Origin of the sequence: Laedolimicola intestinihominis (assembly GCF_040096155.1) — a bacterium.
Lineage (GTDB): Bacteria > Bacillota > Clostridia > Lachnospirales > Lachnospiraceae > Laedolimicola > Laedolimicola intestinihominis.
This window is the reverse complement of record NZ_JBBMFE010000003.1, coordinates 15,745-40,929: the sequence shown is the minus strand read 5'-3', so window position 1 is coordinate 40,929 and position 25,185 is coordinate 15,745. Positions and strand designations below refer to the sequence as shown.

The window sequence follows — 25,185 nt, the reverse complement described above, 5'->3', positions numbered from 1 at the left end:
ATGTTTTATATCGGAAGTCATATTTCATCGGCCAAAGGCTATGAAGCAATGGGAAAGCAGGCGCTGAAGCTGGGGGCCGGTACCTTTGCCTTTTTTACCCGCAATCCCCGGGGCGGCAGCGCCAAAGCCATCGACCCGGCAGACGTGGAACGGTTTCAGGGTATTGCGCGGGAAAACGAGTTTGGAAAAATTGTGGCCCATGCGCCCTATACATTGAACGCCTGTTCCGATAAGGCGGACACCCGCCGCTTCGCGGGCGAGACTTTTCGGGATGACCTGAAGCGCATGGAGTATACGCCCGGCAATTATTATAACTTTCATCCCGGCAGTCACGTGGGGCAGGGTGCAGAAGAGGGAATTCGCCTGATCAGCGAGATGCTGAACGCTTCTCTGTCTCGGGACATGACCACCACGGTGCTTCTGGAGACCATGGCCGGAAAGGGCAGCGAGGTGGGAAGAAGCTTTGAAGAGCTTAAGGAAATTCTCGACCGGACAGAGCTTTCTGAGAAGCTGGGCGTTTGCCTGGATACCTGTCATGTATGGGACGCAGGCTATGACATCGTTGGCGATCTGGATGGTATACTTACGGAATTTGACAAAGTAATCGGTCTGAATCGTCTGAAAGCCATTCACCTGAACGACAGTCTGAATGATCGCGGCAGCCATAAGGATCGTCACGCCCGCATCGGCGAGGGGCACATCGGCTGGGAGGCCTTCACCCGTATTATCAATCATCCGGCGCTCCGGGATCTTCCCTTTATTCTGGAGACGCCAAATGACGACGCAGGCTGGACGGATGAGATTGCGAGACTTCGGGCTGCGCGCATTTAAACCTTAAATTTTTCGAAAGAGCATTGTCTTTTTATATACCAAACGGTATAATAAAGGTAGAAAAAACAGTATCTATATTTTAGGGAGATGAGACTATGAGGCTGACATTTCTGGGTGCGGATCACGAGGTGACAGGCAGCTGTCATATGCTTGAGACCTGCAAAAAGGTGATACTTGTAGACTGTGGTATGGAACAGGGGCCGGACATCTATGAAAATCAGGAAATTCCGGTGAATCCTGCGGATATTGACTATGTGCTTCTGACCCATGCGCACATTGATCATTCGGGTCTGCTGCCTTTATTGTACAAACGGGGCTTTAAGGGGACTATTTTTTCCACTTATGCCACCAGCGATCTCTGTGAGGTCATGCTCCGCGACAGTGCCCACATTCAAGAGTTTGAGGCGGAATGGCGGAATCGAAAGGCAAAGCGTGCCGGAAAGCCGGAATATGTGCCGCTGTATACCATTGCGGATGCGGACAGCGCGTCGAAACTGTTCTGTGGCTGTCCGTACGGAGAAAGGATTCATCTTGCGGACGGAATTGATATCCGGTTTACCGATGTGGGACATCTGCTTGGTTCGGCGTGTATTGAGGTCTGGCTCCAGGAAGACGGTGTCGAGAAAAAGCTGGTATTCTCCGGTGACATCGGCAATCTTCATCAGCCGATATTAAAGGATCCGGCTCATGTGGAAACCGCGGATTATGTACTGATTGAGTCTACATACGGCGACCGCAGTCATGGTCCGAAGCCGGACTATGTAAAGGAGCTAACCCGGATTATCCAGGAGACCTTTGACCGTGGCGGCAATGTGGTAATTCCGTCTTTCGCGGTAGGACGTACCCAGGAGATGCTGTATTTTCTGCGGGAGATCAAGGCAAAGAAGCTGATACACGGACATGACGGCTTCAAGGTCTACGTAGATAGTCCTCTGGCAGTACAGGCCACCACCATTTTCAATAAAAACATGTATGATTGTTTTGATGAGGAGACATTGGCGCTTGTAAAGAAAGGTATCAATCCCATCAGTTTTCCGGGTTTAAGCCTTTCTATTACCAGTGACGAGTCTAAAATGATCAATTTTGACGATGAGCCGAAGGTGATTCTCTCCGCGTCCGGTATGTGCGAGGCGGGGCGTATCCGTCATCATTTGAAGCACAATCTGTGGCGACCGGAAAGCACAGTTCTGTTCGTGGGCTATCAGGCAGTCGGCACACTGGGCCGTTCTCTGGTGGAGGGCGCGAACGAAGTGAAGCTTTTTGGCGAGCCGGTGGAAGTTAAGGCGCACATTGAAGTTCTGGCCGGTATCAGTGGTCATGCAGATAAGGAAGGCCTGATTAGCTGGATTCAGGGTTTTCGTACAAAGCCTCAGAGGGTCTTCGTGGTACATGGCGAGGATCAGGTCTGCGATACCTTTGCAGCCTGCCTGCATGAGGAGTACGGCTTTACCACCACAGCACCCTATACCGGAGAAATCTGGGATCTGGCCACCAACAGCCGGATTGCAGAGGGCAATCAGGAGCGCATTGTAAAGGAGCAGCGTAAGAACGCGAAGGCAGGAATGACTGTATACGATCGTCTGGTGGAGACCGGTAAACGCCTGATGCGGCTCATTGATCAGTGTAAGGGCTGGACCAATAAGGATATTGCGAAGCTGGCGGATCAGATCCAGGCTCTTTGCGATAAATGGGAAAAATAACACAGGGGGATCATAAGATGGACACAAATGACAAGAATGAAATGAGCCCGGCGGAGCGTCGGCACAGGGCGGCAGCCAGAAAGCGCCGTCAGGAAGAGATGAAGCGCAGAAAGTGCCGCCGGGCACTCCTGTTTGTAGTGATGATACTGGTTGTGGCAGTCATCGCAGGCGGTATCATAGTTGCGGTTTCAAAGTTCACAGGCGGCGGAAGTGGTGTGAAGATTTCCGCACAGGGCAGTACCTATGTGATTGCCATTGATCCGGGACACGGCGGCCGGGATACCGGTATGAGCAGCGCGGCTATTGAGGAAAAAGAAGCGGATCTGAACATCTGTGCGAAGCTGAAAATCATGCTGGAAAGTCAGGGCTATCAGGTGGTGATGACACGGGAGGACGATTCCTATCTGTCCAAGGAGGAACGTGTGGCGGCAGTCAACGCATCCGGCGCGGATCTTCTGGTCAGCGTACACTGCAACTATTCCGAGGATGACAGCAGTCAGAGCGGCGTACATGTCAATTATGCGAATGACGACAAGGAAAGCAAGTCTCTGGCAGAGAATATCGACGCAGCCCTGGTAAAGGAGACCGGTGCGAAGGATCAGGGAAGTAATTCCTGCGATTTTTCCATTGTAAATGATACGGATATGCCGGCAGTTCTGGTGGAGGCCGGTTACCTGAGCAACGAGAGTGAAGGCAGTGAGCTGGCGGACGACGTCTACGAGAACAGCGTAGCGAAAGGCATTGCCAAGGGCGTGCTGGCAACTTTGAACCGCTAATTCTGATGAAGTATGTAGATTTGCCAGAGCTTTCGGCCTTTATCATGGAAAAGGTTATCGGGCTGATAGGTGACTGGATGGAATTGTTCCACAAGGGGCGTCTGATGACGCCCCTTTAACTGTGCCATATAAAAGGTACGTTCCCAGGGCGCGGCTGGGATGGAGCTTTATACCGGACGGAAGATGCCAGTGGAAGAGATCCGGGAAGATCTAAATGTCTGCCCCAGATCTGTCATCTTACCTCCCCTGCAAATTCAAATTGACGCAGACCGGAAGATATACTAAAATAAAATTGATTTGCATGGAGGTAACAGTATGAATATATTTCTGATAGGATTTATGGGAACCGGAAAGAGTACCATTTCCGCTGTACTGGGAAAGGAGCTTTCCACAGAAGTCATAGAAATGGACGAGCTCATCGTAAAGCGCCAGGGGATGCCCATTTCCCAGATCTTTGAGACCCGGGGCGAGGAGTACTTCCGGGAGCTGGAAACGGGACTTCTGGTGGAACTGCAGCAAAGGGACGGCGTCATCGTTTCCTGCGGAGGCGGCACGCCCATGCGGGAGTGCAATGTGGCCGAGATGAAAAAGAGCGGCATCATCGTACTTCTGACCGCCCGGCCGGAGACCATCTTTGAGCGGGTGCGTTACAGCCATAACCGGCCACTGATTGAGCACAATAAAACTGTAGAATATATCGCCGAGCTTCTTGAGAAGCGTCGGGAAAAATATGAGGCGGCAGCCGATGTGACCATCGCCACAGACGGCAAGGACACCCGGGAGATCTGCAGGGAGATTCAGGACAGCGTAAAAGAATGGGAGAAGCAGTCATGTTAAAGGAGCTGGTTTTAAAGAATCGAAGTTATCGCGGATTCGATCCATCGGTGCGTCTTACCAGAGAAGAACTTCTGGAGCTGCTTGACCTGGCACGCTACACAGCATCCAGCGTCAACGAACAGCCTCTGCGATACTACATTGCCTGGGAAAAAGAAGAGGTGGAGCAGATTCTGCCCCTGACCATGTGGGCGAAGGCTCTGAAAGAAATGAAGCTCCCCCATCCGGGCAAGGAGCCTGCTGCCTTCATCATCATTTGCCAGGATATGAACATCAGCTCCAACACCACCCGGTTCCAACGGGATGTGGGCGTGGTGGCTCAGACGATGCTGTTGGGCGCAGTGGAAAAAGGCTTCGGCGGCTGCATGATCGGAAGCTTCCATAAGCCTCAGCTGAAGGAACTACTGAATCTGCCGGAGGGCGTGGAGCCGAACCTGATTGTGGCTCTTGGCAAGCCTGCGGAAAAAGTGGTGCTGACCGATGTGGGGGAAGATGGAAGTACAAAATATTACCGGGACGCGGAGGACACCCATTATGTTCCCAAGCGGTGTCTGAAAGAACTGGTGCTGGAGGCAAAATGAACCGAACGATAGAAATCTATACGGTTTATCAACGATGCGGAAACCATAGCGGAGGCAGAGAAGCATAACAGGAAAAAAGGATTCCAATATATATTTACGGGATCCTTTTTTTATGTCATTTCTTTACAGAGAGGGTAAAGAACGCTATAATATACAAGACTTATTTTAAAATGAAAAGGGATACAGAAGATATGAATGAAATGACACAGACAAATACAACACAGATCAATCCTCTGGGCACAGAACCGGTGGGCCGACTTCTTCGAAGGTTCGCGGTTCCCAGCATTGTAGCCATGCTGGTCAATGCCCTTTACAATATGGTTGACCAGATTTTTATCGGCCACAGTATCGGGGAGCTGGGAAACGCAGCGACCAATGTGGCCTTTCCCCTGACCACCAGCTGTACCGCTCTGGCCCTACTGTTCGGTATCGGAGCGGCCTCCGCCTTTAACCTGTCCATGGGACGGGGCGAGAAGGATAAGGCCCTTTATTACATTGGAAACGCGGCGGTCATGATGTTTGGAAGCGGCATTGTACTGTTTCTGATTGCGGAGCTTTTCCTGGATCCCATGCTGATCTTTTTCGGTTCGCCGGATAATGTCCTTGGACTGGCCCGGGAATACGTACGGATTGTAGCCGTTGGATTTCCGTTTCTGATTCTGACCTCCGGCGGAGCCCACCTGGTCCGGGCGGACGGAAGTCCTAATTATTCCATGGCCTGCAACCTGACCGGGGCTCTGATCAATACCATTCTGGATCCGATTCTGATTTTCGGCTTCAAGATGGGAATGACCGGAGCGGCCCTTGCTACGATCACCGGCCAGATAATCTCTGCCTTTCTGGTGTTCCGCTATCTCCGACATTATAAGGCAGGACCCTTTACCAGGGAGCATCTCCGGCCAAAAATGATTTATCTGGGCTATGCCATGACGCTGGGTATGGCTCAATGCTTTAACCAGCTGGCTATGATGCTGGTGCAGATTGTTATGAACAATTCCCTGCGCCATTACGGCGCCCTGTCTGTATACGGAGAGGCAATTCCGCTGGCCTGCTCCGGTATTATCAATAAGGTCAGCTTTATGTTTTTTGCTTTCTGTATCGGAATTGCCCAGGGAATGCAGCCCATTGCCAGCTTCAATTACGGCGCGAAAAATTATGACCGGGTAAAGAAGGTCATTTTCCTGAGCCTGTCGGCAGGACAGATCATTTGTATTACCGCCTTCTGCCTGTTCCAGATTTTCCCATTACAGATCACAGCTCTGTTCGGAAATGGCTCAGATCTGTACTTCTCCTTTGCGGAGCGGTATTTCCGGATTTACCTGTTCTTTACCTTTATCAATAACCTGCAGCCCATGTCCTCCACCTTCTTTTCCTCCATCGGAAAGCCGAAGAAGGGAACCTTCCTGTCTCTGACCCGGCAGATTATTTTCCTGCTGCCCTTATTGGTTATCCTGCCCCTGTTCCTGGGGATTGACGGTATCATGTACGCGGGCCCCATCGCAGACTGCCTGGCCGCTGTGATTTCCGGAATTTTCCTGGCCGGGGAGCTGAAAAAAATGGGCGCGGAAGCCGAACGATAATTTGATACTTTAGAGGCTTTGACAAATTTATTTATTATGGTTCAGCAGTGTTTTGATGTCTTCCTCCGGTGTGGTAATCGGTGCAATGCCATAATTTTCCACCAGAAAATTCAGAATATTGGGAGACAAAAACGCCGGAAGAGAAGGACCAAGACGGATGTTTTTGATACCTAGGTGCAGAAGCGTTAACAGGATGCAGACGGCCTTCTGTTCGTACCAGGAGAGAACGAAGGAAAGCGGAAGCTCATTTACGGAACATCCAAAGGCGTCCGCAAGTGCCACGGCAACTTGGATTGCGCCATAAGCATCATTACACTGTCCCATATCCATCAGCCGCGGCAGCCCGCCGATTTCGCCCAGATCGAGATCATTGAAACGGAATTTTCCGCACGCCAGGGTGAGGATCATACTGTCAGAGGGCGTTTGTTTTACAAATTCTGTATAATAGTTCCGACCTGGTTTAGCACCATCACAGCCTGCAACCAGGAAGAAATGGCGGATTGCGCCTGATTTTACGGCGTCTACTACAGTTCCTGCGTGGGACAAGATAGCTGCATGGCCAAAACCGGTGGTCACTTTTGTACCGCCGTTGATACCTGTGAGTATCTGATCTTCTTTGTAACCACCCAGTTCCAGTGCTTTTTCAATGACCGGTGTGAAATCTTTCTTCTCATCGATATGGACAGCGCCTGGGAAGGCAACCACTTCGGTTGTAAATACTCTGTCAGCGTAGCTGCTTTTGGGCGGCATCAGGCAGTTGGTGGTGTAAAGAATCGGAGCCGGAAGATGATCAAACTCTTTCTGCTGATTCTGCCATGCAGTTCCAAAATTCCCTTTTAAGTGAGAGAATTTCTTTAAGAATGGATAAGCATGGGCAGGGAGCATTTCACCGTGGGTATAGATATTGATTCCTTTTCCCTCTGTCTGTTCAAGTAAAAGCTGCAGATCCTTCAGATCATGTCCGGTCACAACAATAAAGGGTCCTTTTTCTACGGTAAGAGTAACTGCAGTCGGTTCTGGTGTTCCGTAAGTTTCTGTATTTGCCTTGTCAAGGAGTGCCATGCACTTCAGATTGATTTCTCCTACTTTCAGCACAACAGGAAGCAGTGTCTCCACACTTTCTTCGTAACCAATCTTAAATAATGCCTCGCAGAAGAACCGATTCACTTCGGCATCTTCATAATTCAGAACGTTTGCATGATAGGCATAGGCTGCCATTCCGCGAATTCCGAAAAGAATAAGAGATTTCAAAGAGCGGACATCTTCATCGGCATCCCACAGCTGCTGCATATCGTATTCGTCTGTTTTGCCGCATGATGACTGACATTTACTGCAGTCAGGAACCAATCTTTCTTTCTCGGCTCTGACTTTTTGTATCATATTTTGAATCGCTGCATCATCAAAGCTTACATTCGTAACGGTGGTAAACAGCCCTTCCATTATAACTTGTGAAGTTCTTTTGGAAATAGTTTCTGCGCCATCGACTGCTCTTGCCAGACCGATCAACGCACCCGTCAGTTCATCCTGCAATCTGGCTGTATCTGCCTTTTTCCCACAGACACCGGCATTTCCTGTGCAGCCGGTACATCCGACTGTCTGTTCACACTGATAACAAAACATTTTTGTATTCATTTTCGTATTCTCCTTTTACTCCATTTTGAAGCGTTTTTTTAACATTTCCCTTTTGTTTCTGCTTGTACTATAGTACAATAAATACAACTTGTATGTTTGATTTCCAACAGGAGGAGCGATTTTGAAAAAATATTTACCCATTCTAAAAAACAGTCCATTTTTTAAAGGCCTTACGGATAACGAGATATTATCCATATTGCATTGTGTAAAGGCAACAACTATTTCTAAAGAACGAGACTCTTATATTTTCAGAGCAGGGGATTCTACCGAGGTAATGGGACTTGTGGCGTCGGGCTGTGTTCTTGTGATACAGGAAGACCTTTGGGGACATCGAAATATTCTGTCTAAATGTCATGCCGGTGATTTCTTTGGGGAGCCCTATGCAGCAAGTCCGGGTGCTGTTCTGAATATCAGTGTGGTAGCAGATGAGGATTGTGAGATTATCCTGTTAAATGTCCAGAGGCTTCTGGTTACCTGCCCGACTGCATGCGGACATCATCAGAAGCTGATTCGTAACCTGGTCAGTGTGCTGGCAAATAAGATACTGCTCCTGAACGATAAGATCACGCATGTTGGCAAGCGAACGACCAGGGATAAACTACTGTCCTATCTGTCAGCAGAATCCACCAGACATTCGTCGTTGTCCTTTGACATTCCTTTTGACCGGCAGCAGCTGGCGGATTATCTTTGTATTGATCGGGCGGCAATGTCTACAGAAATATCAAAATTACAAAAAGAAGGCTTTATAAAAACAAATCGAAATCACTTTGAATTGAATGTTTCCGGTGATGTAGATACAAGAATAAAAATGTGATATCTTATATCATGGAAAACACAGGATTAATTTTAAGGCTGTTATATGTGAAAAAGGAGGAAGCTTTCAATGATAAATAAATTACATTTGGCAATGATTGAATTATATCGAGGAGATGCAAAGAGAATTCAACATTTTTGTAAAGTGCATAGTTATGCAAAATTGATAGCGGAAATGGAAAATGTGGATAAAAAATGTTTGTTTACCATTGAAGCGGCGGCTTTGACACATGATATTGGAATTCATTTCTGCGAAGAAAAATATGGAAATTGCAATGGAAAGTTACAGGAAAAAGAAGGCCCTGCAATCGCAGAAAAACTACTTGGAGAATTGGGTTTTGATCAAGATGTATCTGATCGGGTTCAGTATTTGATTGCACATCATCATACCTATAATAATATTGATGAAATGGATTATCAGATCTTGGTAGAGGCTGATTTTCTGGTAAACATCATGGAGGATGGCTTATCGAAAGAAGCAGCTTTAAAAGCCTATCATAATATTTTTAAAACAGCATGTGGAAAAATGATTTGCAGGGAGATGTTTCATATTTGACATGACAATAGTAGAGTAGCTTATGAATATCAGTACTCCGGTCTTCGAATGCCGGGAACAGAAAACCCGTCATCGGCATATCAGCCAACCAGTCACGGATCCGAGAAACAAATCTCCTATCTTTTTCCTGATAACTCAATCCAGCTTTGGAAAGATTGACTGGGCAAATAGCTCCCAGGATGTACTCATAGACTTCGTCCGAAGAGTCGAATTGCTCCTGATTATCAGAAGTTTTTCCAGGGATGTCGTAGTTCCCATGGACCAAACAGATCAGGTAGCTGCCAGAGCAATCATAAGTTTCGATAACTCTATTATAAAATGCTTCCAGCGTATCATCATTTTTCAGCTTTTCCTGAAGTAACTGCAATAATATTGCCTGTTGCCCATCACGTGCTTCTGCCTGAAGAGGAAAATCCAGATTTATAAGATTCTTTCCGATAGATCCAGTCAGACATTTCCGAAAAATTTCAAAATACTTAAAACATTCCTCTTCGGACTGAGACAGGAATGCTTCCCGTGTTTCCATTTTTCTGTTTTTTTCTCCGTCCACATAGCAGGTGCAGAGTCTGGTCAAGGCACAGTTTTGCGGGCTAAATTGTTTTTTGATTTCAGCAACTTCTTTTTTGTTCACTTCCCGCCTCCGTCCGCCATCGTTACCCTCGAATATCGGAGAATTAAGACAGAGAAAGAACAATCAGGGAGCAGAAACTCATGTTTTTATGCTTGCGGGGGCGGGCAAATTCAGCACCATAATTGATTGAAACGAACACCCATCGGTCGGCTACCGGGTGGGTGTTCATTGTATAACACAGGCGCTGTGACGAATTTGTGACACTTTCCCCGCACTTTCGCGGGAGAATTTCAATGCAGCTTCTGGTATGCTACAGACAAGGTTAATACACAACCACAAATACTTCAAAAAAGGAGCGTAACATACTATGAAAAAGAAAACGATTTGGAGCCTTGTATTGGCACTGGCGTTGGTGGTAACAGCCATCGGCACAGCAACCTCCGCCTTTGCCGCCACATCCGCACCAATGGAGCCTGTTACTAAAATTGCAACCGAGAACGAGGACGCCATCTGGGAGCAGATCGAGGCGGTGGAAGAGAAGAGCGACGCCATCTTCCAAAGAAACGCAGCGCTATGGGAAAAGCTGGACGAAATCTGCAACGCCCTGCCTGACGACTACGACTTCACAGACTTTGACGAAGCAGCGTTTATCCGCAGCAGCAACGCCCTGACGGAAGCGGAGAAGGAAACGCTTCTGGCGGACATTAAGGAGCTGAACGAGCTGGACACCCAAATGGAGGCGCTGTATGAGAAGCTGCCTGACTGCGATAATATGCCGCTTTACGAGAAGGCACTGGAAAAGGCCGACCCCAAGGTGCTGGATGAGATCGACACCCTGGAGCAGGAGTATGACCGCGTCTGCGAAAAGCACGCCGACCTGTGGGGCAAGGTAGATGAAGCGTACTTTGATCTTCCGGACGACTATGACTTCGACAACTACGATGAGGCAGCCTTCATCCGCAGTTTGACCTTCCTGACCGACACGGAAAAGGACGCGCTGATCGCCGACTACAATCGTCTTACGGAGATCGACAGCCGGCTGTGCGAGCTGTACAATTCCATCTGGGGCAACACTGGCTGCGAAAGCGGTATCTGCCCCCTTTGACAGAAGGGCGATATTCTGATAGTATAAAATTGACATCCTGCTGATGCTGCGCCCACGCGCAGCATTTGGCGCTACTTGCAAGGAGGACACATGGGACATTCCATCTATTTGGCGGACGATGAAAAGAGCATCCGGGAGCTGCTCCATAGCTTCCTTACAAGCGGCGGCTATACCGTGCGCTCCTTTGAAAACGGCGACGCGCTGCTGGAGGCGTTTCGTCAGGAGCCTGCGGAGCTTGTGATCCTGGACATCATGATGCCCGGCACGGACGGACTTGCCGTGTGCCGGGAGCTTCGCTCTGTTTCCGATATTCCCATCATCCTGCTTACGGCCAAGGACAGCGAGCTGGACTACGTCATGGGCATCAGCCAGGGCAGCGACGATTATCTCACCAAGCCCTTCCGTCCAACGATATTACTGATGAAGGTCAAGGCGCTGCTGCGCCGCGTGGAGATGGACAGGGGAAAAAAGGCGGAGGCAGAGGATGAGCTGCGCTACGGGGATCTCCGCTATTCCGCCACGGAAAACGCCGTCTTTTGCGGAAGCACGATCGTGGCGCTGACACAGACCGAGCTGCGGCTGCTCAGCTATATGATGAAGCAGCCGGAAAAGGCCTATTCTCGAGATGAGCTGCTCAGCGCGGTGTGGGGCTTTGATTCGGAGGTGGAGACCCGTGTGACCGATGAAACGCTGCGCCGTATCCGAAAAAAGCTGCTGCAAGCGGGCAGCACCGTCAGCGTAAGCACCATCTGGGGCTTTGGCTATAAGCTGAAGGGAGCGGAGTGTACATGAAAAACATCAAACTGCGGATCGTGTATTTGATCCTCGGTTCTGCTCTGCTGCTCTTTGCACTGTTTATGCTGGCGGTGAACCTCATTATACCTGCACACTTTGTGCGTGAGGCAAAAAAGGCGCTCATCAGCGAGGCACAGTACCAGAACCGCACCATCCCCTATACCGACGATGAATCCTTTTTTGACGATGAATGGAACGATGCGGAGGAGCACTTCCTTACACCAAGCATCGTATTTTTAGAGCTGGATAATGCCAATCAATCAAGCGGTTGGAACAGGGACGCATATCGTCTGGAGAAAAAACTGCTGGAATACTACACGGGGCGGGATCTATTGCTCAACCAATGCTATACCTTCAAAACGGACAAACATCACCTGATATTTATGTCCGTGCAGGAGGAGCAGGACGATTGGGAAAAGCCATACTCCTATATCATGTACATAGACATCGGTCCCATCACGCGTTATATCGTAACGCTTAACTGGGTGTTCTTTGGCGTACTGCTGGCGATCTCCTCCGTCATGTGCCTGCTGGGGTTCCGCTTCGGCAGAGATATTGAAAAGGAGGCGGAGCGGCAGCAGACCTTCTTCCAGAATGCCTCCCACGAGTTGAAAACGCCGCTGATGGCGATACAGGGCTATGCGGAGGGCATACAGGCAGGCGTAATGGATGCGGGCGGCGCGGCGGAGGTGATTTTGGCGGAGAGCGACCGCATGACGGAGCTGGTGGAGGAGCTCTTGGACATCTCGAAAATCGATATGGGGCGGCAGCAGCTTGCCCTTTCTGAGATGGATGTTCGGGAACTGCTCTACGACAGCATACGCGCCGTGGAGCCGACAGTCGTCAGCGGCGGTATCGCCATCGTGCCGGATTTTCCTGAGGAGCCCGTTGTGGTCAGCTGCGACGATACCCGGCTGCGCAGAGCAGTCACCAATATCCTATCCAACGGCGTGCGCTATGCCCGCAGCGAGCTGTGCCTGTCCTGCCGTGTGGATAAGCGGCACGTGACCATCCGGATACAGGACGACGGGGACGGCATCGCCGAGGAAGATATTCCCCACATCTTTGATCGCTTCTACATGGGGCGGAGCGGAAAATCCGGCATCGGCCTTGCCTTGACCAAGGAGATCGTTCACTTGCATAAGGGGACGATCCGCGCCTACAACGGGGACACCGGCGCCGTTTTCGAGATATCCATTCCGGTGAGCAGATAAGAAGATCACCGCTCTGCCTTTGGGCACTTTTCTTGAAAAAAGGACGGACTTAGAAAAGATTTTTGTTGGTACCGGGTGGAGAGTTTCCTGTGATTTTCTCTTGTGCCGACATTGTTAGAATGGAGTACATCTATGGGCTGCAAATCAAAAAAATATCTGCATATTCATGACTGGAACTACTGGTGGGGCTATTACCGCTGCGGCCAGGACTGGGAACCTTTCCACGCGGCGGAGTTTTCTCTTTCTGAGGACGAGGCGGGAGAGGCGCCCTTTTTCCACTTTGATTTCCATAACCTCCCCGCACTTCATCAGACCATTCGGGACGGTGAGTTTGTGGAGCCGGATAACCCGGATCATCCGCACTTTCTGGAGCAGGCAAGGAGGCTCAGAAGCAGAACTGGAGCCGGTGGATGAAGCCGTAAGACGCAGACTGCTTTGACTGCGTAAGCTCCCACCGGATTGAAGCCTTTGATGTGATACTGGTTTCTTTGACGCTGACGGATATTGAACTGCCGGAAAGACGCCGGTATCGTGGGATGATATTGACAAGGGGGAAATGATGCTATAATATCTGCGAATGATTCGCATATTGGAGGGCGGCTAATGTCAGGCTATAATACAAAACAGTGAAGAGCCTTGCTTGCTTTTTTAGGGGAGCACCCGGACGAGTTGCTGACTGCACGCCAGATGGCGGGCGCGCTGGAAGAGAAGCAAATCAGTCTCAGCGCCGTGTATCGAAATCTTGTGCAGCTGGAAGCGGAAGAAAAGGTGCGCCGCAGCGCAAAAATCGGGTCGCACGAAGCGTTTTATCAGTATCTTGACGCCAAGGGCTGCAAGGGCGCGCTGCACATGAGCTGTGTGAAGTGCGGCAAAACCTTTCACATGGCCGACAGCAACGCCGCACTGTTTGCAAAGCACCTGGCGCAGAACGAACAATTCTACGCCTGCATTATTTCAGACGCAACGGCCTGCTGCGCCGAGGGCATGGAGTTTGTGTTGAAGGATGACCTCGCCTACCCGGACGATTACCCGGAGCTGGGGGCGGAGATCACCGTCATCGGTGAATTTCAGTCCTATGAAGAAAACGGGATGACATGGTACCATCTGGTGAACGCAAGGCTGGCATGATGCCGTGATAGCGCTGCATACATAGTAAGAGTGACAATTTAAGGGAGAAAGGTATTCCGGTGCTGCCTGACTGCAATTTATAAGAGCCGGACAAAGGACGTCATTTATCCCGCTGCAGAAAAATTCTCATGAGGAGAGCAGTGTGTTGAATTTGAGATGACTCCTTAAAGAATACCGGAAAGACATTCCGGCGTGTGAAATGAACGAATTTTCTATTACGCCCTTTCGCGGGCCGCATTTGCTTCTGCTTTTGCTTACGGCAACGGCGGTGCTGCTCATATTCTTGCTGCTGCGCGGAAAACCGGAGGCACGTCGCTCCCGGTTTCTGATCGGCGTGTGCCTTTTTAATCTTGCGCTGTTTACCGGCTACAAGCTCTCCGCTGTCCATGGACGCAGCGTATATGTACACGGTCTGTGCGTTGTCACGCCTGACGCAAAGGGCGGAAGAAGTGTCTTTTTCATAGATTGGATAAGTCCCACAGCGCAAAAACAGGAGGATACGACATTGCTGGATAGAAATATAAGAGGAATCGACATCGCTCTGTGCTTATTGACTCTTTTGCTATCCCTGTCCGGGTGCGGTTCATTGAAGGATGACACGCTTCTGATCGCCAACGCAGTGATCACAGAAATCAATACAGAAAAGCAAACCATAACGGTAAAGGACGATGTCGACGAAAGTACTTTAGGTGAAGAATGTCTGCTCGACTGTTCGTCCATTCCTATGGCCTATTGCGACTTTGCCACGCAGAAGGTCACAAAGATTTCTTTTGAGGATTTACAGGTCAATGATAAGGTTATTATGTGTATCAGGAGCTCGGAAATGGAGAACTTCCGAAGCGGCGGCAACGAGGAGAATACGCTCAAAGTCGAACAATTGCAGTTGTATACGCAAAGACCTGCCGAATGAGTCTCGGCTGTCCAACGCTGCATCGGGGCTTCGAGATCGAGCCAGAGAGCATGAAGTGGGTCAGCCAGCACACCAACGCTAACATAGTCGAAACGGACTTCTTCGAGACCTGCAGCACCTCTTATGCCAATAGCACGGCACTGTGGATAATCTTGTGAGGATGCGCATATGAGCAATCAAAATAGACAGCTATATATCGTAATCAGCCAGACCGGAACCTTTCTTAGCCGGCGACCATGGAGCTGGACCAGATTCCTGTGGAAATACTTAGTCAGATAAGATGGGCTGCCGCGACTTTGGCGCTGCTTACTGTGCCCCGGTTCCTTTTTCCATGCTGAATCTATTACGAAGATATAAAAACAGCGGTACAGAGAGTTTGCTCTGTGCCGCTGTATGCTTTATGCATTGTGTAAAAAACCTTACATGCTATCTGCTCGTTTGCCCTGTCTGAGTGAACGGCAGACGACATACCCTGCCGGAGCGATCATGATCAGAATAAAAATGCTGATCAGTTCATTCACTTCGGATGGCGCAAAGCCCTGCAGCATAGTAATGAGGTTGTTTGCGAAATGCACGAGGATGGGAAACAGCAGGTTCCTTTTCTTCTCGTAAAGGATTCCTGCGGTAATACCCATAAGGGTGGCATAGGCAGCCTGCACGATATTCAGGTGATAAACGCCGAAGAGTACAGATGATATTAGAATCGCGGCCCAAGTGGGGGTGTATTTCCGCATGGAGCGAAGAACAATGCCGCGGAATAGAATTTCTTCTACAACAGGTGCAGCAATCACCGCAATCATAAATGTTCCAAATGCATTTCCACCGGCAATATTTTCAGCACCTGCGTTCATTGCCTCAACGCTTTTTTGAAGCGAAGGAAGCTGTTCTGCCAGCATGATCCAGAGATCGGAGATTCCGCAAATGCCAAATCCCACGACCAGACTGCCGAGCACATCTTTGAAATTTGTCGCTGTGCGCGGTTCGCTTATATCTTTCCTCCAAAGCAGTTTATAGAGCGTGAAGAATACGAGGATAAGAACAGCGTAGATCAAAATCTCGCCCCAATATGAGTGTTTCATAAATTGCTGCGGGGGGATATGAAAAACATCCAAAACGAGCCTTTCCACAAGGAAATACAATAGATTGGACAGCAAAAAATGCAGTGCGATTGCAAGAATGGGAATAGCGAGATATCTTTTTTTCATCATACGGTCAATTTTTTCTCCTTTCTATATTTTTGAGGGGACTGTAGCAGTATAACAGATTTAACTTAAAGTCTTCGTTAAGGGGCGAAGCTGCAATCTTTCGGAAGCGGTATCGCAAAAGGACACTGTTTATCTTCCCTGCCGAATCATTTGAGTTTTTACCTTTCTCTAAAGGATGTTTTCCTCATAGTTGGTGACATACTGAATTTGGCATTAGGCTCCTTGCGTTCTGCAAAGCTTTTGGAGTTCAAACAGAAAATACCCACAGCCAAAGCGGCTGTGGGTATGATCAAATCAGATTGTACGAGCTGACGCTGTCCTGCCAATCTCTACAGGTCCGTAGCGACTTCTTCCGCCTGCAAAAGCCCAACGTTCCGTGGCTGACGTGTTTATCCGCACTTGCCAATACACCAAAAGGAAACTTAAAAGGGAGAGCCTTAACGCAGAAGGAAAGGGACGGTCAGTCCTCCGGCACCTTGAGCAAAAAGTGGCTTTTGTGAAAGTCGAGCAGGCCCTCATCCCGCATTTTTCCAAGCTCCACGGACAGCCCGCTGCGCTCCACACCGAGGTAATCCGCAAGCTGCTGCCTTGAAAACGGAATGTCGAACTCATAGCCGCCCCGGCGCTGCGCCTCGGCGGAAAAATAGGACATGAGCTTTGCCCGCGTCGTGCGCTGGCTCATGTGGGTGAGTTTTTCGTTGAGCCGCAGGTTCTTCTCTGCCAGTTCGCCCAGCAGGTTGCGGATGATCCGGCTGTGGTGGGAGCAGGCGGAGGGGCACACGCTCAAAACGCGCCTTATGTGCAGAAACATCACCGTCACCGCGCTCTCCGCCTCTACGCTCACGTTCAGCACCGCTCCCGGTGCGCAGGCGAACACCTCTGCGAAGGTCTGCCCCGGCATGGCCTTGGAGAGGATGTTACGGTTTCCCCAGGTGTCCTCCTGCACGATGAGGGCGCTGCCCGCTAACACAAGGCCCACCGCCTCCACCGCGTCTCCGGCGCGGAGCAGGCGGGAGCCTTTGGGAAAGGTTTCGATCCTCGCCCCAAGGCAGGAGAGCATGGCGGAAAGCTCCTCGTCGGAAATGCCGGAAAAAAGTGCCGCCGTATGGAGTACCGGGAAAAAATCTTTCATAAAATCCCTCTTTCGTTGAAAATTCAACCGACTTGTTGCTTTTAGTATAGTACAATGAGCGCACAAAAGCAACAGGAGGACCAAACATGAAACGACGGATCATCGAGATCGACGAAAATAAGTGCAACGGCTGCGGCGCCTGCGCCGAGGCCTGTCATGAGGGTGCTATCGCCATGGTGGACGGCAAGGCAAAGCTCATGCGGGACGATTACTGCGACGGTTTGGGCGATTGCCTGCCCGCCTGCCCCACCGGGGCCATCACCTTTGTGGAGCGGGAGGCGGCGGCCTATGACGAGCAGGCTGTCATGGAAAATAAACAGCGGAAAATGCGGAAAGAGGGCATGACCCTGCCCTGCGGCTGCCCCGGCAGCCAGTCCCGGAATATTCAGCGCCAGGACGCGCCCGCCGTGGAAACGCCGCAAACCCAGCAGACGAGCCGCCTTTCCCAGTGGCCGGTGCAGATTAAGCTGGTGCCGGTAAACGCCCCGTATTTTGACGGTGCGCGGCTCCTAATTGCCGCCGACTGCACCGCCTACGCCTACGCCGCTTTCCACGAGCGGTTCATCAAGGGACACATCACCCTGGTGGGCTGTCCTAAGCTGGACAGCGTGGACTATTCCGAAAAGCTGACGGAGATCATCCGGGAGAATAACATCAGGAGCGTCACCGTCATACGGATGGAGGTGCCCTGCTGCGGCGGGCTGGAACTGGCTGCAAAAAAGGCGCTCCAGCAGAGTGGGAAGTTCATTCCGTGGCAGGTCGTCACCGTGACGGTAGACGGCCGGCTGAAGGAGGACTGAAAAACAGGAGAACACGAAAGGGGACGCATTATGAAATACGTTTGCACCGTTTGCGGCTGGGAGTACGACGAGAGCGCGGGGTACCTGGAGGGTGGCATCTCCCCCGGTACGCCATGGAGCGAGGTACCGGAGGATTTTGAATGCCCCCTGTGCGGCGTGGGTAAGGACAGCTTCGAGGAGGCGTGAGCTTTCTGCAAAAGGAGTAAAGACGATGAGTTATGAAAACTGGAAGGACAAAATCAGCACATTCGAATTGATGGACGTGCGGGGCAAAAAGATGGACTTCTTCCCAGCATTGAAGGTAAAGGCTACCGCACTGAAAAATGGCGAAGGACTGCATATCATCCAGACCTTCGAGCCTGTTCCCCTGTACCCGGTGCTGACCCTTATGGGCTTTGAGCGTTACACGGAGAAGGTGAGCAGTAGCGAATACCACGTCTGGTTTTATCGAGTGAGGAAAGGAGTATAACTGCATGAGCTACGAAAACTGGAAGGACAAAGCGCAGGGGTTTCAGACCATGGATGTGCGCCATATACAGGGCAGCTTCTTTGAAGGGCTGAAGAAAAGAGCCGAGGCGTTGGAGGTGAGCGAAGGATTACACATCATCCAGACCTTTGAGCCGCATCCACTGTACGCTGTCATGGAGGGCTTGGGCTACGAGCACCACACTGAGCAGCGGGGTGAGGCGGAGTTCCATGTCTGGTTCTGCCGTGTGGAGAAGAAGGAAGGCGACAGCTCCGTTCCCTTCAAGCCGCTGGCTCTTTTGAACTATCCCATGATCGATGAAAAGCTGGGGCAGATCGCCGTGGATTTTTGGGAGACCACATGGCAGAGCGAGAAGCGCGTACTGCCCTATGAAACGCGGCTGCTGCTGTCCCTGACCAACGCAGTGGGCGCAGGCCGGATGCGGCAGGCGGCGCGAGAGCTGGTAAAAGCATATATCCACGGCGTAGAGAGCGCCGCGTTGGACGACGTGTTTGAGCTGCTGATATGGAATCAGGGCATCGGTTTTTTCAGCAGCGAGATCGGCCCCTCGGCGCTGTTTCAGGCGTACAAGCTCATTAAAAACGGTGAGAAGCAGGGCAAGTCCCGGGAGGATATCTGCAGCGCGCTGCGCAAGAAATTCGGGGAGAAGAACCCGGAGATGCAGGTCCTGAACAGATGATAAGGAGTTGTTTTGTATTATGACCATTCAAACGGTAACAGATGCCATCCGCTATGTAGGGGTGGATGATAACACATTGGCACTCTTTGAAAACCAGTACCCCGTCCAGCCTATGGGAGTGAGCTACAACTCCTATGTCATTCTGGATGAGAAGATCGCCGTGATGGACAGCGTGGACGCACGGGCGGCGGAAGAATGGCTTTCCAATGTGGCGCGGGTGTTGGAGGGGCGCAGCCCCAACTATCTTGTGGTCACACACATGGAGCCGGATCATTCCGGCAGCCTCATGCGGCTGGCACAAAAGTACCCGGAGATGAAGATCGTGGGAAACGCGAAAACATTTACCATGATCAAGCAGTTCTTTGGCACAGGTGCATTGTCGGAAGACCGTATGCGGGAGGTTGGCGAAAGAGATACGCTTTCCTTGGGTTTGCACCGGCTGCGTTTTCTGCTGGCACCGATGGTACACTGGCCGGAAGTGATGGCAGCGTATGAAGAGGAGGAAAAGATCCTGTTCTCGGCGGATGCCTTCGGCCGCTTCGGTTCACTGGAACGGACAGCCCGTGCTCCCTGGGCGCCGCAGGCCCGGCGGTATTATTACAACATCGTCGGCAAGTATGGTGCGCAGGTGCAGGATCTGCTGAAAAAGGTCTCCGCGCTGGAGATCCAAATGATCTGCCCATTGCATGGCCCCATGCTCACAGAAGGCTTGGAGGAGTATCTGCGGCTCTATGATCTCTGGGCACAATGGAAACCGGAAGAACCGGAGAGCATCCTGATCGTCCACGCGTCCATCCATGGAAATACCGCATATGCATCGGAGGCTCTCAAGAGCAAGCTGGAGGGAAAAGGTGTACGAGTCACCATGTGCGATCTGACGGCAACAGACCTTTCCTATGCCGTGACCAGCGCATTCTACTGTGGGAAACTGGTGTTGGCCTGCTCCACTTATGACGGAGGACTGTTCCCGCCCATGAAGGCCTTTTTGGATCATTTACAGACAAAGGGATTCCGAAACCGCTGGATCGGCCTCATGGAAAACGGCTCATGGGCCCCTGCCGCCGCGCGGCTGATGCGCGCCGAGTTGGAAAAGATGAAGGAACTCCGACTGTGTGAAACGGAGGTATCGCTGCGCGGCGCACTGAACCAAACCAGCGAAGCGCAGATGGACGCTCTGGTGGCGGAGCTCTGCGCGGAGTAGGCGGCGCGTCTGGCTTCGTCCGGCCGCCCGATGCCTCAAAAGCAAAGCATCGCCGCTGATTTATTTAGACAACAATATGGCGTTGAGTGATGCCGAAGCTTTGAAAATGGATCGAAGCGCAGCGTCTGCGTTGCAGTGGACCAGGTGTGGGAAACGGAAAGAGAAGCGCTGAGATCCATTACGAAGTATCCCTTGAAGCGGGAGCCTCTTCCTTCGGAGTTTATTGCCATTCTTGCCGCCTACATCAAGAGCGGCGATGCAGCGTGAGCCCTTTACAGTACCATGTGCTTAGGGATGCAAGAAATAATCGGCACACAGAGTAAGGCTGAAAGCGAAGCGTCATCATGGGGGAAAATGGTGTCTGCCCTTGTGAATTATTTATGGAGTACGAAGGTATGGGACGGACGAATGTCGGGAAAGGCTATACACAGATGCTCTTGCGGGAAAAGCGAGATGTCAAAGTCATGGCGAAAGAGGTCTGCACGAATGCGCCATCTGCGCCCGTTACAGCGACTGCGCCGCACCGATGGTTGAAGACCATTGAGAACAAATTCGCGGATGCGTTAAGAATCCCTTCGCTATGTCGCTGCCCTCAATGCGGTGGCAATGATAGAAGATCTTATGCGCTAAGAGGTATCCTAAGCAGCATGAAGAGTTTTGCAGACGAAGAAAGGAAGATCAAAATAGATGAAATTGAACCAGCAGACAGCAGCACTTGCGTTATGCACGCTTCTTGGCGTCTCTGTATTTGCAGGCTGTGGAAGAAGTGGAGATTTTTCTGAACTGCAGCCGGCAGTAAATAAAATCGAGTACACGAACCTGAACGACAGCGAATCGAGGGAGCTTTTGCAGGAGTTGCTCTCCGACGCAGGCGTGGCAGACGGGCGTATTCAGGGCTTTTTCCGCCGTGTGGACCGCTTTAATGACAGCGTGAAGCAGGAATGGCTTACGGATGGCTTTGAGGAAGCGGAGCTGCTGTATACGAAATATGACCCTTACGCGATGCAGGACGAATGGACGGCGAAGAACGGAATGTTCCCGGGCTATAACTGCCGGATCACCGCCATGAACCTGTTTGGGGACTTCCTCTCCGTGAGCGCGGACTCTCAAATCAATACCGGTGAAGCTGTGCTGTTTGTGGACGAGGAAACGCTGAAAACAGATCCTGATGCGCTGGGCGGAAGCAGCCTTGCAGATTTCCGCGCACTGTATTCCTCCATGAAGGCGGAGGATACCACGGAGATCAAGCGTCATGTACAAACCGTACAAGAGGAATGGGCTTCCCGCGGCGTTACCTTTCGGGAGAATGAACGGATCCACCTCATCACGGTATTCTTCCATGATAAGCCGACCGAGGAGGAATCTCTGCTGTTTGTCGGGCATGTTGGCGTACTTTTGACGGCGGAGGACGGAACGCTGTACTTTGTAGAAAAGGTTGCCTTTCAGGAGCCGTACCGGATGCTGCGCTTTGCCGACCGAACGGCACTGAGCGATTACCTTATGGGGAAATATGACACCTCATGGGGACAGGATACGGCGAGCCCCTTTATCATGGAGAACGACGAGCTTATGGACGGCTGGCGTCCAAACCCGGATAGAGGAAGCTCCGCGATCGACTAAGGACTGCGCGTTGCTGCCAAGTGACTTCAAATCATAGAATGTTAATTTGCGTTGCTTGCCGCAATGGCCCTGTTTCTGTTAAACTATGCATGAAGTCTTTAGGGGAAGGAGGGGTATTTCCGTGCTTCATGAAAATCTTCGGTTGAAGCGAAAGGAGCGAGGTCTTTCGCAGGAGGAATTGGCATCACGCCTTCATGTTGTCAGACAGACCATTTCAAAATGGGAAAAAGGAGTTTCCCATAGTTAAAGATACCACACCAAATATGATGAACCCACGCTTATACACTACCAGCTATAATAAACCGCAAGGACAGCAATTTGATGATACTGCTGTCCTTTCTTTTATAAAATTGCAGTACACATAAAAAAGCTGTAAAATGATAAATATATTTGTCCTTGTAACAATTCTCGGACATTTGCCTGTTATACTATCTGCAAAAAGCAAAGGAAGTGAGAATATGGAGCAGATTTTAATTGTCGAGGACGACAGTTTTTTGAATAAGATGTTAGACTATAACCTGACCGCAGACGGCTACGGCGTGACTTCTGCCCTAAATGCCAGAACCGCAGCCGAAGCCATCCGCCAGCGGGAATTTGATTTAGTGCTGCTGGACATCAACCTGCCGGACGGGAACGGTTTTGAACTGTGCAAGCTGATAAAGCCCCAGCACCCGGACACCATCGTAATATTCCTGACCGCCAACGATCAGGAGAGCGACCAGATACGGGGCTATGAGGTGGGCGCGGTGGACTACATCACAAAGCCCTTTGTGATCGGGGCCTTGCAGCGGAAAATCAAAGCCATGTTCGCCATGCTGGAACACCACAAACCGGCCAAGGACATTTACGACGACGGGCGGTTGTTTCTGGACTTCTCGGAGCAGACGGCTTCCTTAAACGGCAAGCCCCTGACTCTATCCCCGATGGAGTACAAAATGCTGAACCTGTTTCGTAAAAATCCCCGGCAAGTGCTGACCCGTGGGCAGCTTTTGGAAAAGCTGTGGGATATAGACGAGCGGTTTGTGGACGAACACACCCTGACAACCTCCATCAGCCGTATTCGCAGCAAGATTGAAGCCGACGGCGGCGCACCCTACATCAAGACCGTTTACGGCATGGGGTATCAATGGACGGGAGGCGAGGTAAAATGAAGTTTCAAAACCTCTCGGTAAAGCGGCTGTTTGGCCGGGTGGCAATGGAGCTTGTCCTCTCCATGTCCGGGATCACCATAGCTCTTTTTCTTGTGACAAAACAGATTGCGGTGCTGCTGACAGGCGGGGCGCTGCTGCTGTGCGCCATTGTAGGGATTTTTGTACTGACGCAGGCGTTTGGAAAGCGACTGTCGCAGTTTACCACTGACCTGTGCCAGACCTTAGACCACATGATCGCCGGAAATGAAGCGCCCCAGCGGCCAGAGGACAGCGAAACCCAGCTTGCCAGAATCGGACACCGGCTGGCAAGGCTTTACCAGATCATGCAGGAGAACCGCCGCCGGGTGGACGAGGAACGGCAGGAGTTACAGACCCTTGTATCGGATATTTCCCATCAGGTGAAAACGCCGGTAAGCAATCTGAAAATGGCGACGGACACCCTGCTGGAAAAGCCTATGGCCGAGGCAGAGCGCACCGACTTTATCCGGGGAATCCGCAGCCAGACGGATAAGCTGGACTTTCTCTTTCAGGCCCTTGTGAAAACCTCCCGTCTGGAAACAGGCGTGATCCAGTTGGACAAGAAACCGGGCCGCCTCTTTGATACCGTGGCACAGGCCATGAGTGGGATCGTGTATGCAGCGGAGAAAAAGGAAATCGCCGTGTCCGTGGACTGCCCGGAGGATTTGACCGTTTCCCATGACAGCAAGTGGACATCGGAAGCCCTCTTTAACCTGCTGGACAATGCGGTGAAGTACACCCCGGCAGGCGGGAAAATCGCTGTGTCTGTGGTGCTGTGGGAAATGTATGTGGAAATCAAAGTGACCGACACTGGCAAGGGCATTTCCGAAAGCAATCAGGCCGCTATCTTCCAGCGCTTCTATCGTGAGGAAGAAGTACACGAACAGCAGGGTGTGGGCATTGGCCTGTATCTGGCCCGCGAGATCGTAACGCGGCAGGGCGGCTATATCAAAGTGGTTTCGGAGCCGGGCAAGGGTTCGGAATTTTCCATTATGCTTCCCTTGCGTTGAGAGAAACTTTCTGCTTCGGGTCAAGTTGGCCCGAGGTGCAGAGATAAAATGAAATGTCCGAGCGTTGTAACATTTCACCTCAATTTTCAATGAATTTTTTTAGCCGCTGTAACATTTCGCGGACATTTGGGTTTTACAATACACTTATCAACAGGTAGGAAGCCTTGAAAGGAGTTTTGAATATGAGCGTTTTACAGACGATTGACCTGAAAAAGTATTACGGTACAGAACCGAACATTACCCGCGCCCTTGACGGCGTAAATTTCTCCGTGGAGGACGGCGAGTTTGTGGCTGTTGTGGGAACCTCTGGTAGCGGCAAGTCCACCCTGCTTCACATGATGGGCGGGCTGGACACTCCCACCAGCGGAACCGTGATCGTCCGGGGCGAAGAACTGGCAAAGAAGAACGATGAACAGCTTACCATCTTTCGCCGCCGCAACATCGGCTTTATCTTCCAGAACTATAACCTTGTTCCTATTCTGAATGTGTATGAGAACATCGTCCTGCCGGTGGAGCTGGACGGGGACACGGTGGATCAGAAGTTTTTGGACGAGATCGTTCACCTGCTGGGGCTGGAAGATAAACTGAAAAATATGCCGAATAATCTTTCCGGCGGACAGCAGCAGCGTGTGGCGATTGCACGCGCCCTGATTACCAAACCGGCTATTGTGCTGGCCGACGAGCCGACCGGTAACCTTGACAGCAAGACCAGCGCCGAGGTGCTGGGGCTTATCAAGCGCACCAGTGCGGAGTTCCGGCAAACCGTTGTGATGATTACCCACAACAACGATATTGCCCGTCTTGCAGATCGGATTGTCCGCATTGAGGACGGCAAAATTGTGGAATAAGTAGGGGG

Annotated in this window: 27 protein-coding genes and 1 pseudogene; 24 read left to right on the top strand and 4 right to left on the bottom strand. The window is 51.0% G+C overall.

Annotated elements, in window-relative coordinates:
- From WMO29_RS04335 to WMO29_RS04310, 6 genes are all read left to right on the top strand, one after another.
- On the top strand, positions 1 to 831 hold the full coding sequence (locus tag WMO29_RS04335; protein ID WP_349163913.1) for a deoxyribonuclease IV: 831 nt from the start codon (positions 1 to 3) through the stop codon (positions 829 to 831).
- Positions 832 to 926: 95 nt separating this feature from the next.
- Entirely contained in the window at positions 927 to 2,531 is a 1,605-nt protein-coding gene (locus WMO29_RS04330; RefSeq protein WP_349163911.1) for an MBL fold metallo-hydrolase RNA specificity domain-containing protein, read from the top strand.
- Between the two features lie 17 nt (positions 2,532 to 2,548).
- On the top strand, positions 2,549 to 3,307 hold the full coding sequence (locus tag WMO29_RS04325) for an N-acetylmuramoyl-L-alanine amidase (protein WP_349163910.1): 759 nt from the start codon (positions 2,549 to 2,551) through the stop codon (positions 3,305 to 3,307).
- 315 nt (positions 3,308 to 3,622) lie between these two features.
- The gene (locus WMO29_RS04320; protein ID WP_349163909.1) at positions 3,623 to 4,144 is read left to right on the top strand and encodes a shikimate kinase; all 522 of its coding nucleotides are present in this window, start codon (positions 3,623 to 3,625) and stop codon (positions 4,142 to 4,144) included.
- Complete coding sequence (locus WMO29_RS04315; RefSeq protein WP_349163908.1) at positions 4,138 to 4,722, top strand: nitroreductase family protein; 585 nt, start codon at positions 4,138 to 4,140, stop codon at positions 4,720 to 4,722. Before WMO29_RS04320 ends, WMO29_RS04315 begins: the two co-directional genes overlap by 7 nt.
- A gap of 191 nt (positions 4,723 to 4,913) precedes the next feature.
- Positions 4,914 to 6,302 carry an MATE family efflux transporter gene (locus tag WMO29_RS04310; RefSeq protein WP_349163907.1) on the top strand — a complete coding sequence of 463 codons (1,389 nt, stop codon included), beginning with the start codon at positions 4,914 to 4,916 and terminating at the stop codon, positions 6,300 to 6,302.
- 27 nt (positions 6,303 to 6,329) lie between these two features.
- Here the strand turns inward: WMO29_RS04310 and hcp are convergent, their stop codons facing one another.
- Positions 6,330 to 7,934 carry a hydroxylamine reductase gene (hcp, locus tag WMO29_RS04305; RefSeq protein ID WP_349163906.1) on the bottom strand — a complete coding sequence of 535 codons (1,605 nt, stop codon included), beginning with the start codon at positions 7,932 to 7,934 and terminating at the stop codon, positions 6,330 to 6,332.
- 121 nt (positions 7,935 to 8,055) lie between these two features.
- On the opposite strand from hcp, the gene WMO29_RS04300 reads away from it, so the two are divergent.
- Complete coding sequence (locus WMO29_RS04300) at positions 8,056 to 8,748, top strand: Crp/Fnr family transcriptional regulator (protein ID WP_349163905.1); 693 nt, start codon at positions 8,056 to 8,058, stop codon at positions 8,746 to 8,748.
- 69 nt (positions 8,749 to 8,817) lie between these two features.
- Positions 8,818 to 9,303, top strand: a complete 486-nt coding sequence (locus WMO29_RS04295) for an HD domain-containing protein (RefSeq protein WP_349163904.1) — start codon at positions 8,818 to 8,820, stop codon at positions 9,301 to 9,303.
- Here the strand turns inward: WMO29_RS04295 and WMO29_RS04290 are convergent.
- Positions 9,254 to 9,934 (bottom strand): DUF4317 family protein, encoded by a 681-nt coding sequence (locus WMO29_RS04290; protein ID WP_435391111.1) that lies wholly within the window; start codon positions 9,932 to 9,934, stop codon positions 9,254 to 9,256. The genes WMO29_RS04295 and WMO29_RS04290 overlap by 50 nt on opposite strands.
- Before the next feature lie 307 nt (positions 9,935 to 10,241).
- Here WMO29_RS04290 and WMO29_RS04285 point away from each other — a divergent pair, with 307 nt between their 5' ends.
- The 6 genes from WMO29_RS04285 (at position 10,242) to WMO29_RS04260 (ending at position 15,026) form a co-directional block, all read left to right on the top strand.
- Positions 10,242 to 10,979: a hypothetical protein gene (locus tag WMO29_RS04285; RefSeq protein ID WP_349163903.1), complete on the top strand. Its 738-nt coding sequence runs from the start codon at positions 10,242 to 10,244 to the stop codon at positions 10,977 to 10,979.
- 90 nt (positions 10,980 to 11,069) lie between these two features.
- On the top strand, positions 11,070 to 11,771 hold the full coding sequence (locus WMO29_RS04280) for a response regulator transcription factor (protein WP_349163902.1): 702 nt from the start codon (positions 11,070 to 11,072) through the stop codon (positions 11,769 to 11,771).
- Positions 11,768 to 12,988, top strand: a complete 1,221-nt coding sequence (locus WMO29_RS04275) for a sensor histidine kinase (RefSeq protein WP_349163901.1) — start codon at positions 11,768 to 11,770, stop codon at positions 12,986 to 12,988. Before WMO29_RS04280 ends, WMO29_RS04275 begins: the two co-directional genes overlap by 4 nt.
- A gap of 132 nt (positions 12,989 to 13,120) precedes the next feature.
- A complete protein-coding gene (locus tag WMO29_RS04270) occupies positions 13,121 to 13,402 on the top strand; it encodes a hypothetical protein (RefSeq protein ID WP_349163900.1) in 282 nt (93 codons plus the stop codon).
- Between the two features lie 222 nt (positions 13,403 to 13,624).
- Positions 13,625 to 14,116, top strand: coding sequence for a transcriptional repressor (locus WMO29_RS04265; RefSeq protein ID WP_349163898.1), 492 nt, complete (start codon positions 13,625 to 13,627; stop codon positions 14,114 to 14,116).
- Between the two features lie 199 nt (positions 14,117 to 14,315).
- Entirely contained in the window at positions 14,316 to 15,026 is a 711-nt protein-coding gene (locus WMO29_RS04260) for a hypothetical protein (protein ID WP_349163897.1), read from the top strand.
- Positions 15,027 to 15,445: 419 nt separating this feature from the next.
- On the opposite strand, the gene WMO29_RS04255 is transcribed toward WMO29_RS04260, so the two are convergent.
- Positions 15,446 to 16,234: a CPBP family intramembrane glutamic endopeptidase gene (locus tag WMO29_RS04255; protein WP_349163896.1), complete on the bottom strand. Its 789-nt coding sequence runs from the start codon at positions 16,232 to 16,234 to the stop codon at positions 15,446 to 15,448.
- Between the two features lie 457 nt (positions 16,235 to 16,691).
- Positions 16,692 to 17,390: a Crp/Fnr family transcriptional regulator gene (locus WMO29_RS04250; protein ID WP_349163895.1), complete on the bottom strand. Its 699-nt coding sequence runs from the start codon at positions 17,388 to 17,390 to the stop codon at positions 16,692 to 16,694.
- Between the two features lie 59 nt (positions 17,391 to 17,449).
- Between WMO29_RS04250 and WMO29_RS04245 the strand changes: the two genes are divergently transcribed.
- The 10 genes and pseudogenes from WMO29_RS04245 to WMO29_RS04200 all read left to right on the top strand — a co-directional run bounded on the left by WMO29_RS04245 (position 17,450) and on the right by WMO29_RS04200 (position 25,177).
- A complete protein-coding gene (locus tag WMO29_RS04245) occupies positions 17,450 to 18,163 on the top strand; it encodes an ATP-binding protein (protein ID WP_349163894.1) in 714 nt (237 codons plus the stop codon).
- Between the two features lie 30 nt (positions 18,164 to 18,193).
- Positions 18,194 to 18,349, top strand: coding sequence for a rubredoxin (locus WMO29_RS04240; RefSeq protein ID WP_349163893.1), 156 nt, complete (start codon positions 18,194 to 18,196; stop codon positions 18,347 to 18,349).
- Positions 18,350 to 18,374: 25 nt separating this feature from the next.
- Positions 18,375 to 18,632, top strand: coding sequence for a sulfurtransferase TusA family protein (locus WMO29_RS04235; RefSeq protein ID WP_349163892.1), 258 nt, complete (start codon positions 18,375 to 18,377; stop codon positions 18,630 to 18,632).
- 4 nt (positions 18,633 to 18,636) lie between these two features.
- A complete protein-coding gene (locus WMO29_RS04230; RefSeq protein ID WP_349163891.1) occupies positions 18,637 to 19,329 on the top strand; it encodes a DUF2249 domain-containing protein in 693 nt (230 codons plus the stop codon).
- 19 nt (positions 19,330 to 19,348) lie between these two features.
- Positions 19,349 to 20,530 carry an FprA family A-type flavoprotein gene (locus WMO29_RS04225; RefSeq protein ID WP_349163890.1) on the top strand — a complete coding sequence of 394 codons (1,182 nt, stop codon included), beginning with the start codon at positions 19,349 to 19,351 and terminating at the stop codon, positions 20,528 to 20,530.
- A 687-nt stretch (positions 20,531 to 21,217) separates the two neighbouring features.
- On the top strand, positions 21,218 to 22,150 hold the full coding sequence (locus WMO29_RS04220) for a DUF4300 family protein (protein ID WP_349163889.1): 933 nt from the start codon (positions 21,218 to 21,220) through the stop codon (positions 22,148 to 22,150).
- 121 nt (positions 22,151 to 22,271) lie between these two features.
- Positions 22,272 to 22,388: pseudogene (locus WMO29_RS04215) on the top strand (helix-turn-helix transcriptional regulator); the annotation flags it as partial.
- 220 nt (positions 22,389 to 22,608) lie between these two features.
- A complete protein-coding gene (locus WMO29_RS04210) occupies positions 22,609 to 23,301 on the top strand; it encodes a response regulator transcription factor (RefSeq protein WP_015533258.1) in 693 nt (230 codons plus the stop codon).
- Positions 23,298 to 24,329: a sensor histidine kinase gene (locus WMO29_RS04205; RefSeq protein ID WP_064786964.1), complete on the top strand. Its 1,032-nt coding sequence runs from the start codon at positions 23,298 to 23,300 to the stop codon at positions 24,327 to 24,329. The genes WMO29_RS04210 and WMO29_RS04205 overlap by 4 nt, the downstream gene beginning before the upstream one ends.
- A 182-nt stretch (positions 24,330 to 24,511) precedes the next feature.
- Positions 24,512 to 25,177 carry an ABC transporter ATP-binding protein gene (locus tag WMO29_RS04200; RefSeq protein ID WP_005936003.1) on the top strand — a complete coding sequence of 222 codons (666 nt, stop codon included), beginning with the start codon at positions 24,512 to 24,514 and terminating at the stop codon, positions 25,175 to 25,177.
- Positions 25,178 to 25,185 lie beyond the last annotated feature (8 nt).

Excerpts from the sequence above, each read along its gene's own strand:
- WMO29_RS04320 (WP_349163909.1), top strand. The coding sequence starts at position 3,623 with ATGAATATATTTCTGATAGGATTTATGGGAACCGGAAAGAGTACCATT.
- WMO29_RS04315 (WP_349163908.1), top strand. The coding sequence starts at position 4,138 with ATGTTAAAGGAGCTGGTTTTAAAGAATCGAAGTTATCGCGGATTCGAT.
- WMO29_RS04260 (WP_349163897.1), top strand. The coding sequence starts at position 14,316 with ATGAACGAATTTTCTATTACGCCCTTTCGCGGGCCGCATTTGCTTCTG.
- WMO29_RS04275 (WP_349163901.1), top strand. The coding sequence starts at position 11,768 with ATGAAAAACATCAAACTGCGGATCGTGTATTTGATCCTCGGTTCTGCT.
- WMO29_RS04205 (WP_064786964.1), top strand. The coding sequence starts at position 23,298 with ATGAAGTTTCAAAACCTCTCGGTAAAGCGGCTGTTTGGCCGGGTGGCA.
- WMO29_RS04240 (WP_349163893.1), top strand. The coding sequence starts at position 18,194 with ATGAAATACGTTTGCACCGTTTGCGGCTGGGAGTACGACGAGAGCGCG.
- WMO29_RS04235 (WP_349163892.1), top strand. The coding sequence starts at position 18,375 with ATGAGTTATGAAAACTGGAAGGACAAAATCAGCACATTCGAATTGATG.
- WMO29_RS04200 (WP_005936003.1), top strand. The coding sequence starts at position 24,512 with ATGAGCGTTTTACAGACGATTGACCTGAAAAAGTATTACGGTACAGAA.
- WMO29_RS04330 (WP_349163911.1), top strand. The coding sequence starts at position 927 with ATGAGGCTGACATTTCTGGGTGCGGATCACGAGGTGACAGGCAGCTGT.
- WMO29_RS04220 (WP_349163889.1), top strand. The coding sequence starts at position 21,218 with ATGAAATTGAACCAGCAGACAGCAGCACTTGCGTTATGCACGCTTCTT.
- WMO29_RS04325 (WP_349163910.1), top strand. The coding sequence starts at position 2,549 with ATGGACACAAATGACAAGAATGAAATGAGCCCGGCGGAGCGTCGGCAC.
- WMO29_RS04210 (WP_015533258.1), top strand. The coding sequence starts at position 22,609 with ATGGAGCAGATTTTAATTGTCGAGGACGACAGTTTTTTGAATAAGATG.
- WMO29_RS04335 (WP_349163913.1), top strand. The coding sequence starts at position 1 with ATGTTTTATATCGGAAGTCATATTTCATCGGCCAAAGGCTATGAAGCA.
- WMO29_RS04280 (WP_349163902.1), top strand. The coding sequence starts at position 11,070 with ATGGGACATTCCATCTATTTGGCGGACGATGAAAAGAGCATCCGGGAG.
- WMO29_RS04270 (WP_349163900.1), top strand. The coding sequence starts at position 13,121 with ATGGGCTGCAAATCAAAAAAATATCTGCATATTCATGACTGGAACTAC.
- WMO29_RS04295 (WP_349163904.1), top strand. The coding sequence starts at position 8,818 with ATGATAAATAAATTACATTTGGCAATGATTGAATTATATCGAGGAGAT.
- hcp (WP_349163906.1), bottom strand. The coding sequence starts at position 7,934 with ATGAATACAAAAATGTTTTGTTATCAGTGTGAACAGACAGTCGGATGT.
- WMO29_RS04310 (WP_349163907.1), top strand. The coding sequence starts at position 4,914 with ATGAATGAAATGACACAGACAAATACAACACAGATCAATCCTCTGGGC.
- WMO29_RS04225 (WP_349163890.1), top strand. The coding sequence starts at position 19,349 with ATGACCATTCAAACGGTAACAGATGCCATCCGCTATGTAGGGGTGGAT.
- WMO29_RS04230 (WP_349163891.1), top strand. The coding sequence starts at position 18,637 with ATGAGCTACGAAAACTGGAAGGACAAAGCGCAGGGGTTTCAGACCATG.
- WMO29_RS04255 (WP_349163896.1), bottom strand. The coding sequence starts at position 16,234 with ATGATGAAAAAAAGATATCTCGCTATTCCCATTCTTGCAATCGCACTG.
- WMO29_RS04245 (WP_349163894.1), top strand. The coding sequence starts at position 17,450 with ATGAAACGACGGATCATCGAGATCGACGAAAATAAGTGCAACGGCTGC.
- WMO29_RS04285 (WP_349163903.1), top strand. The coding sequence starts at position 10,242 with ATGAAAAAGAAAACGATTTGGAGCCTTGTATTGGCACTGGCGTTGGTG.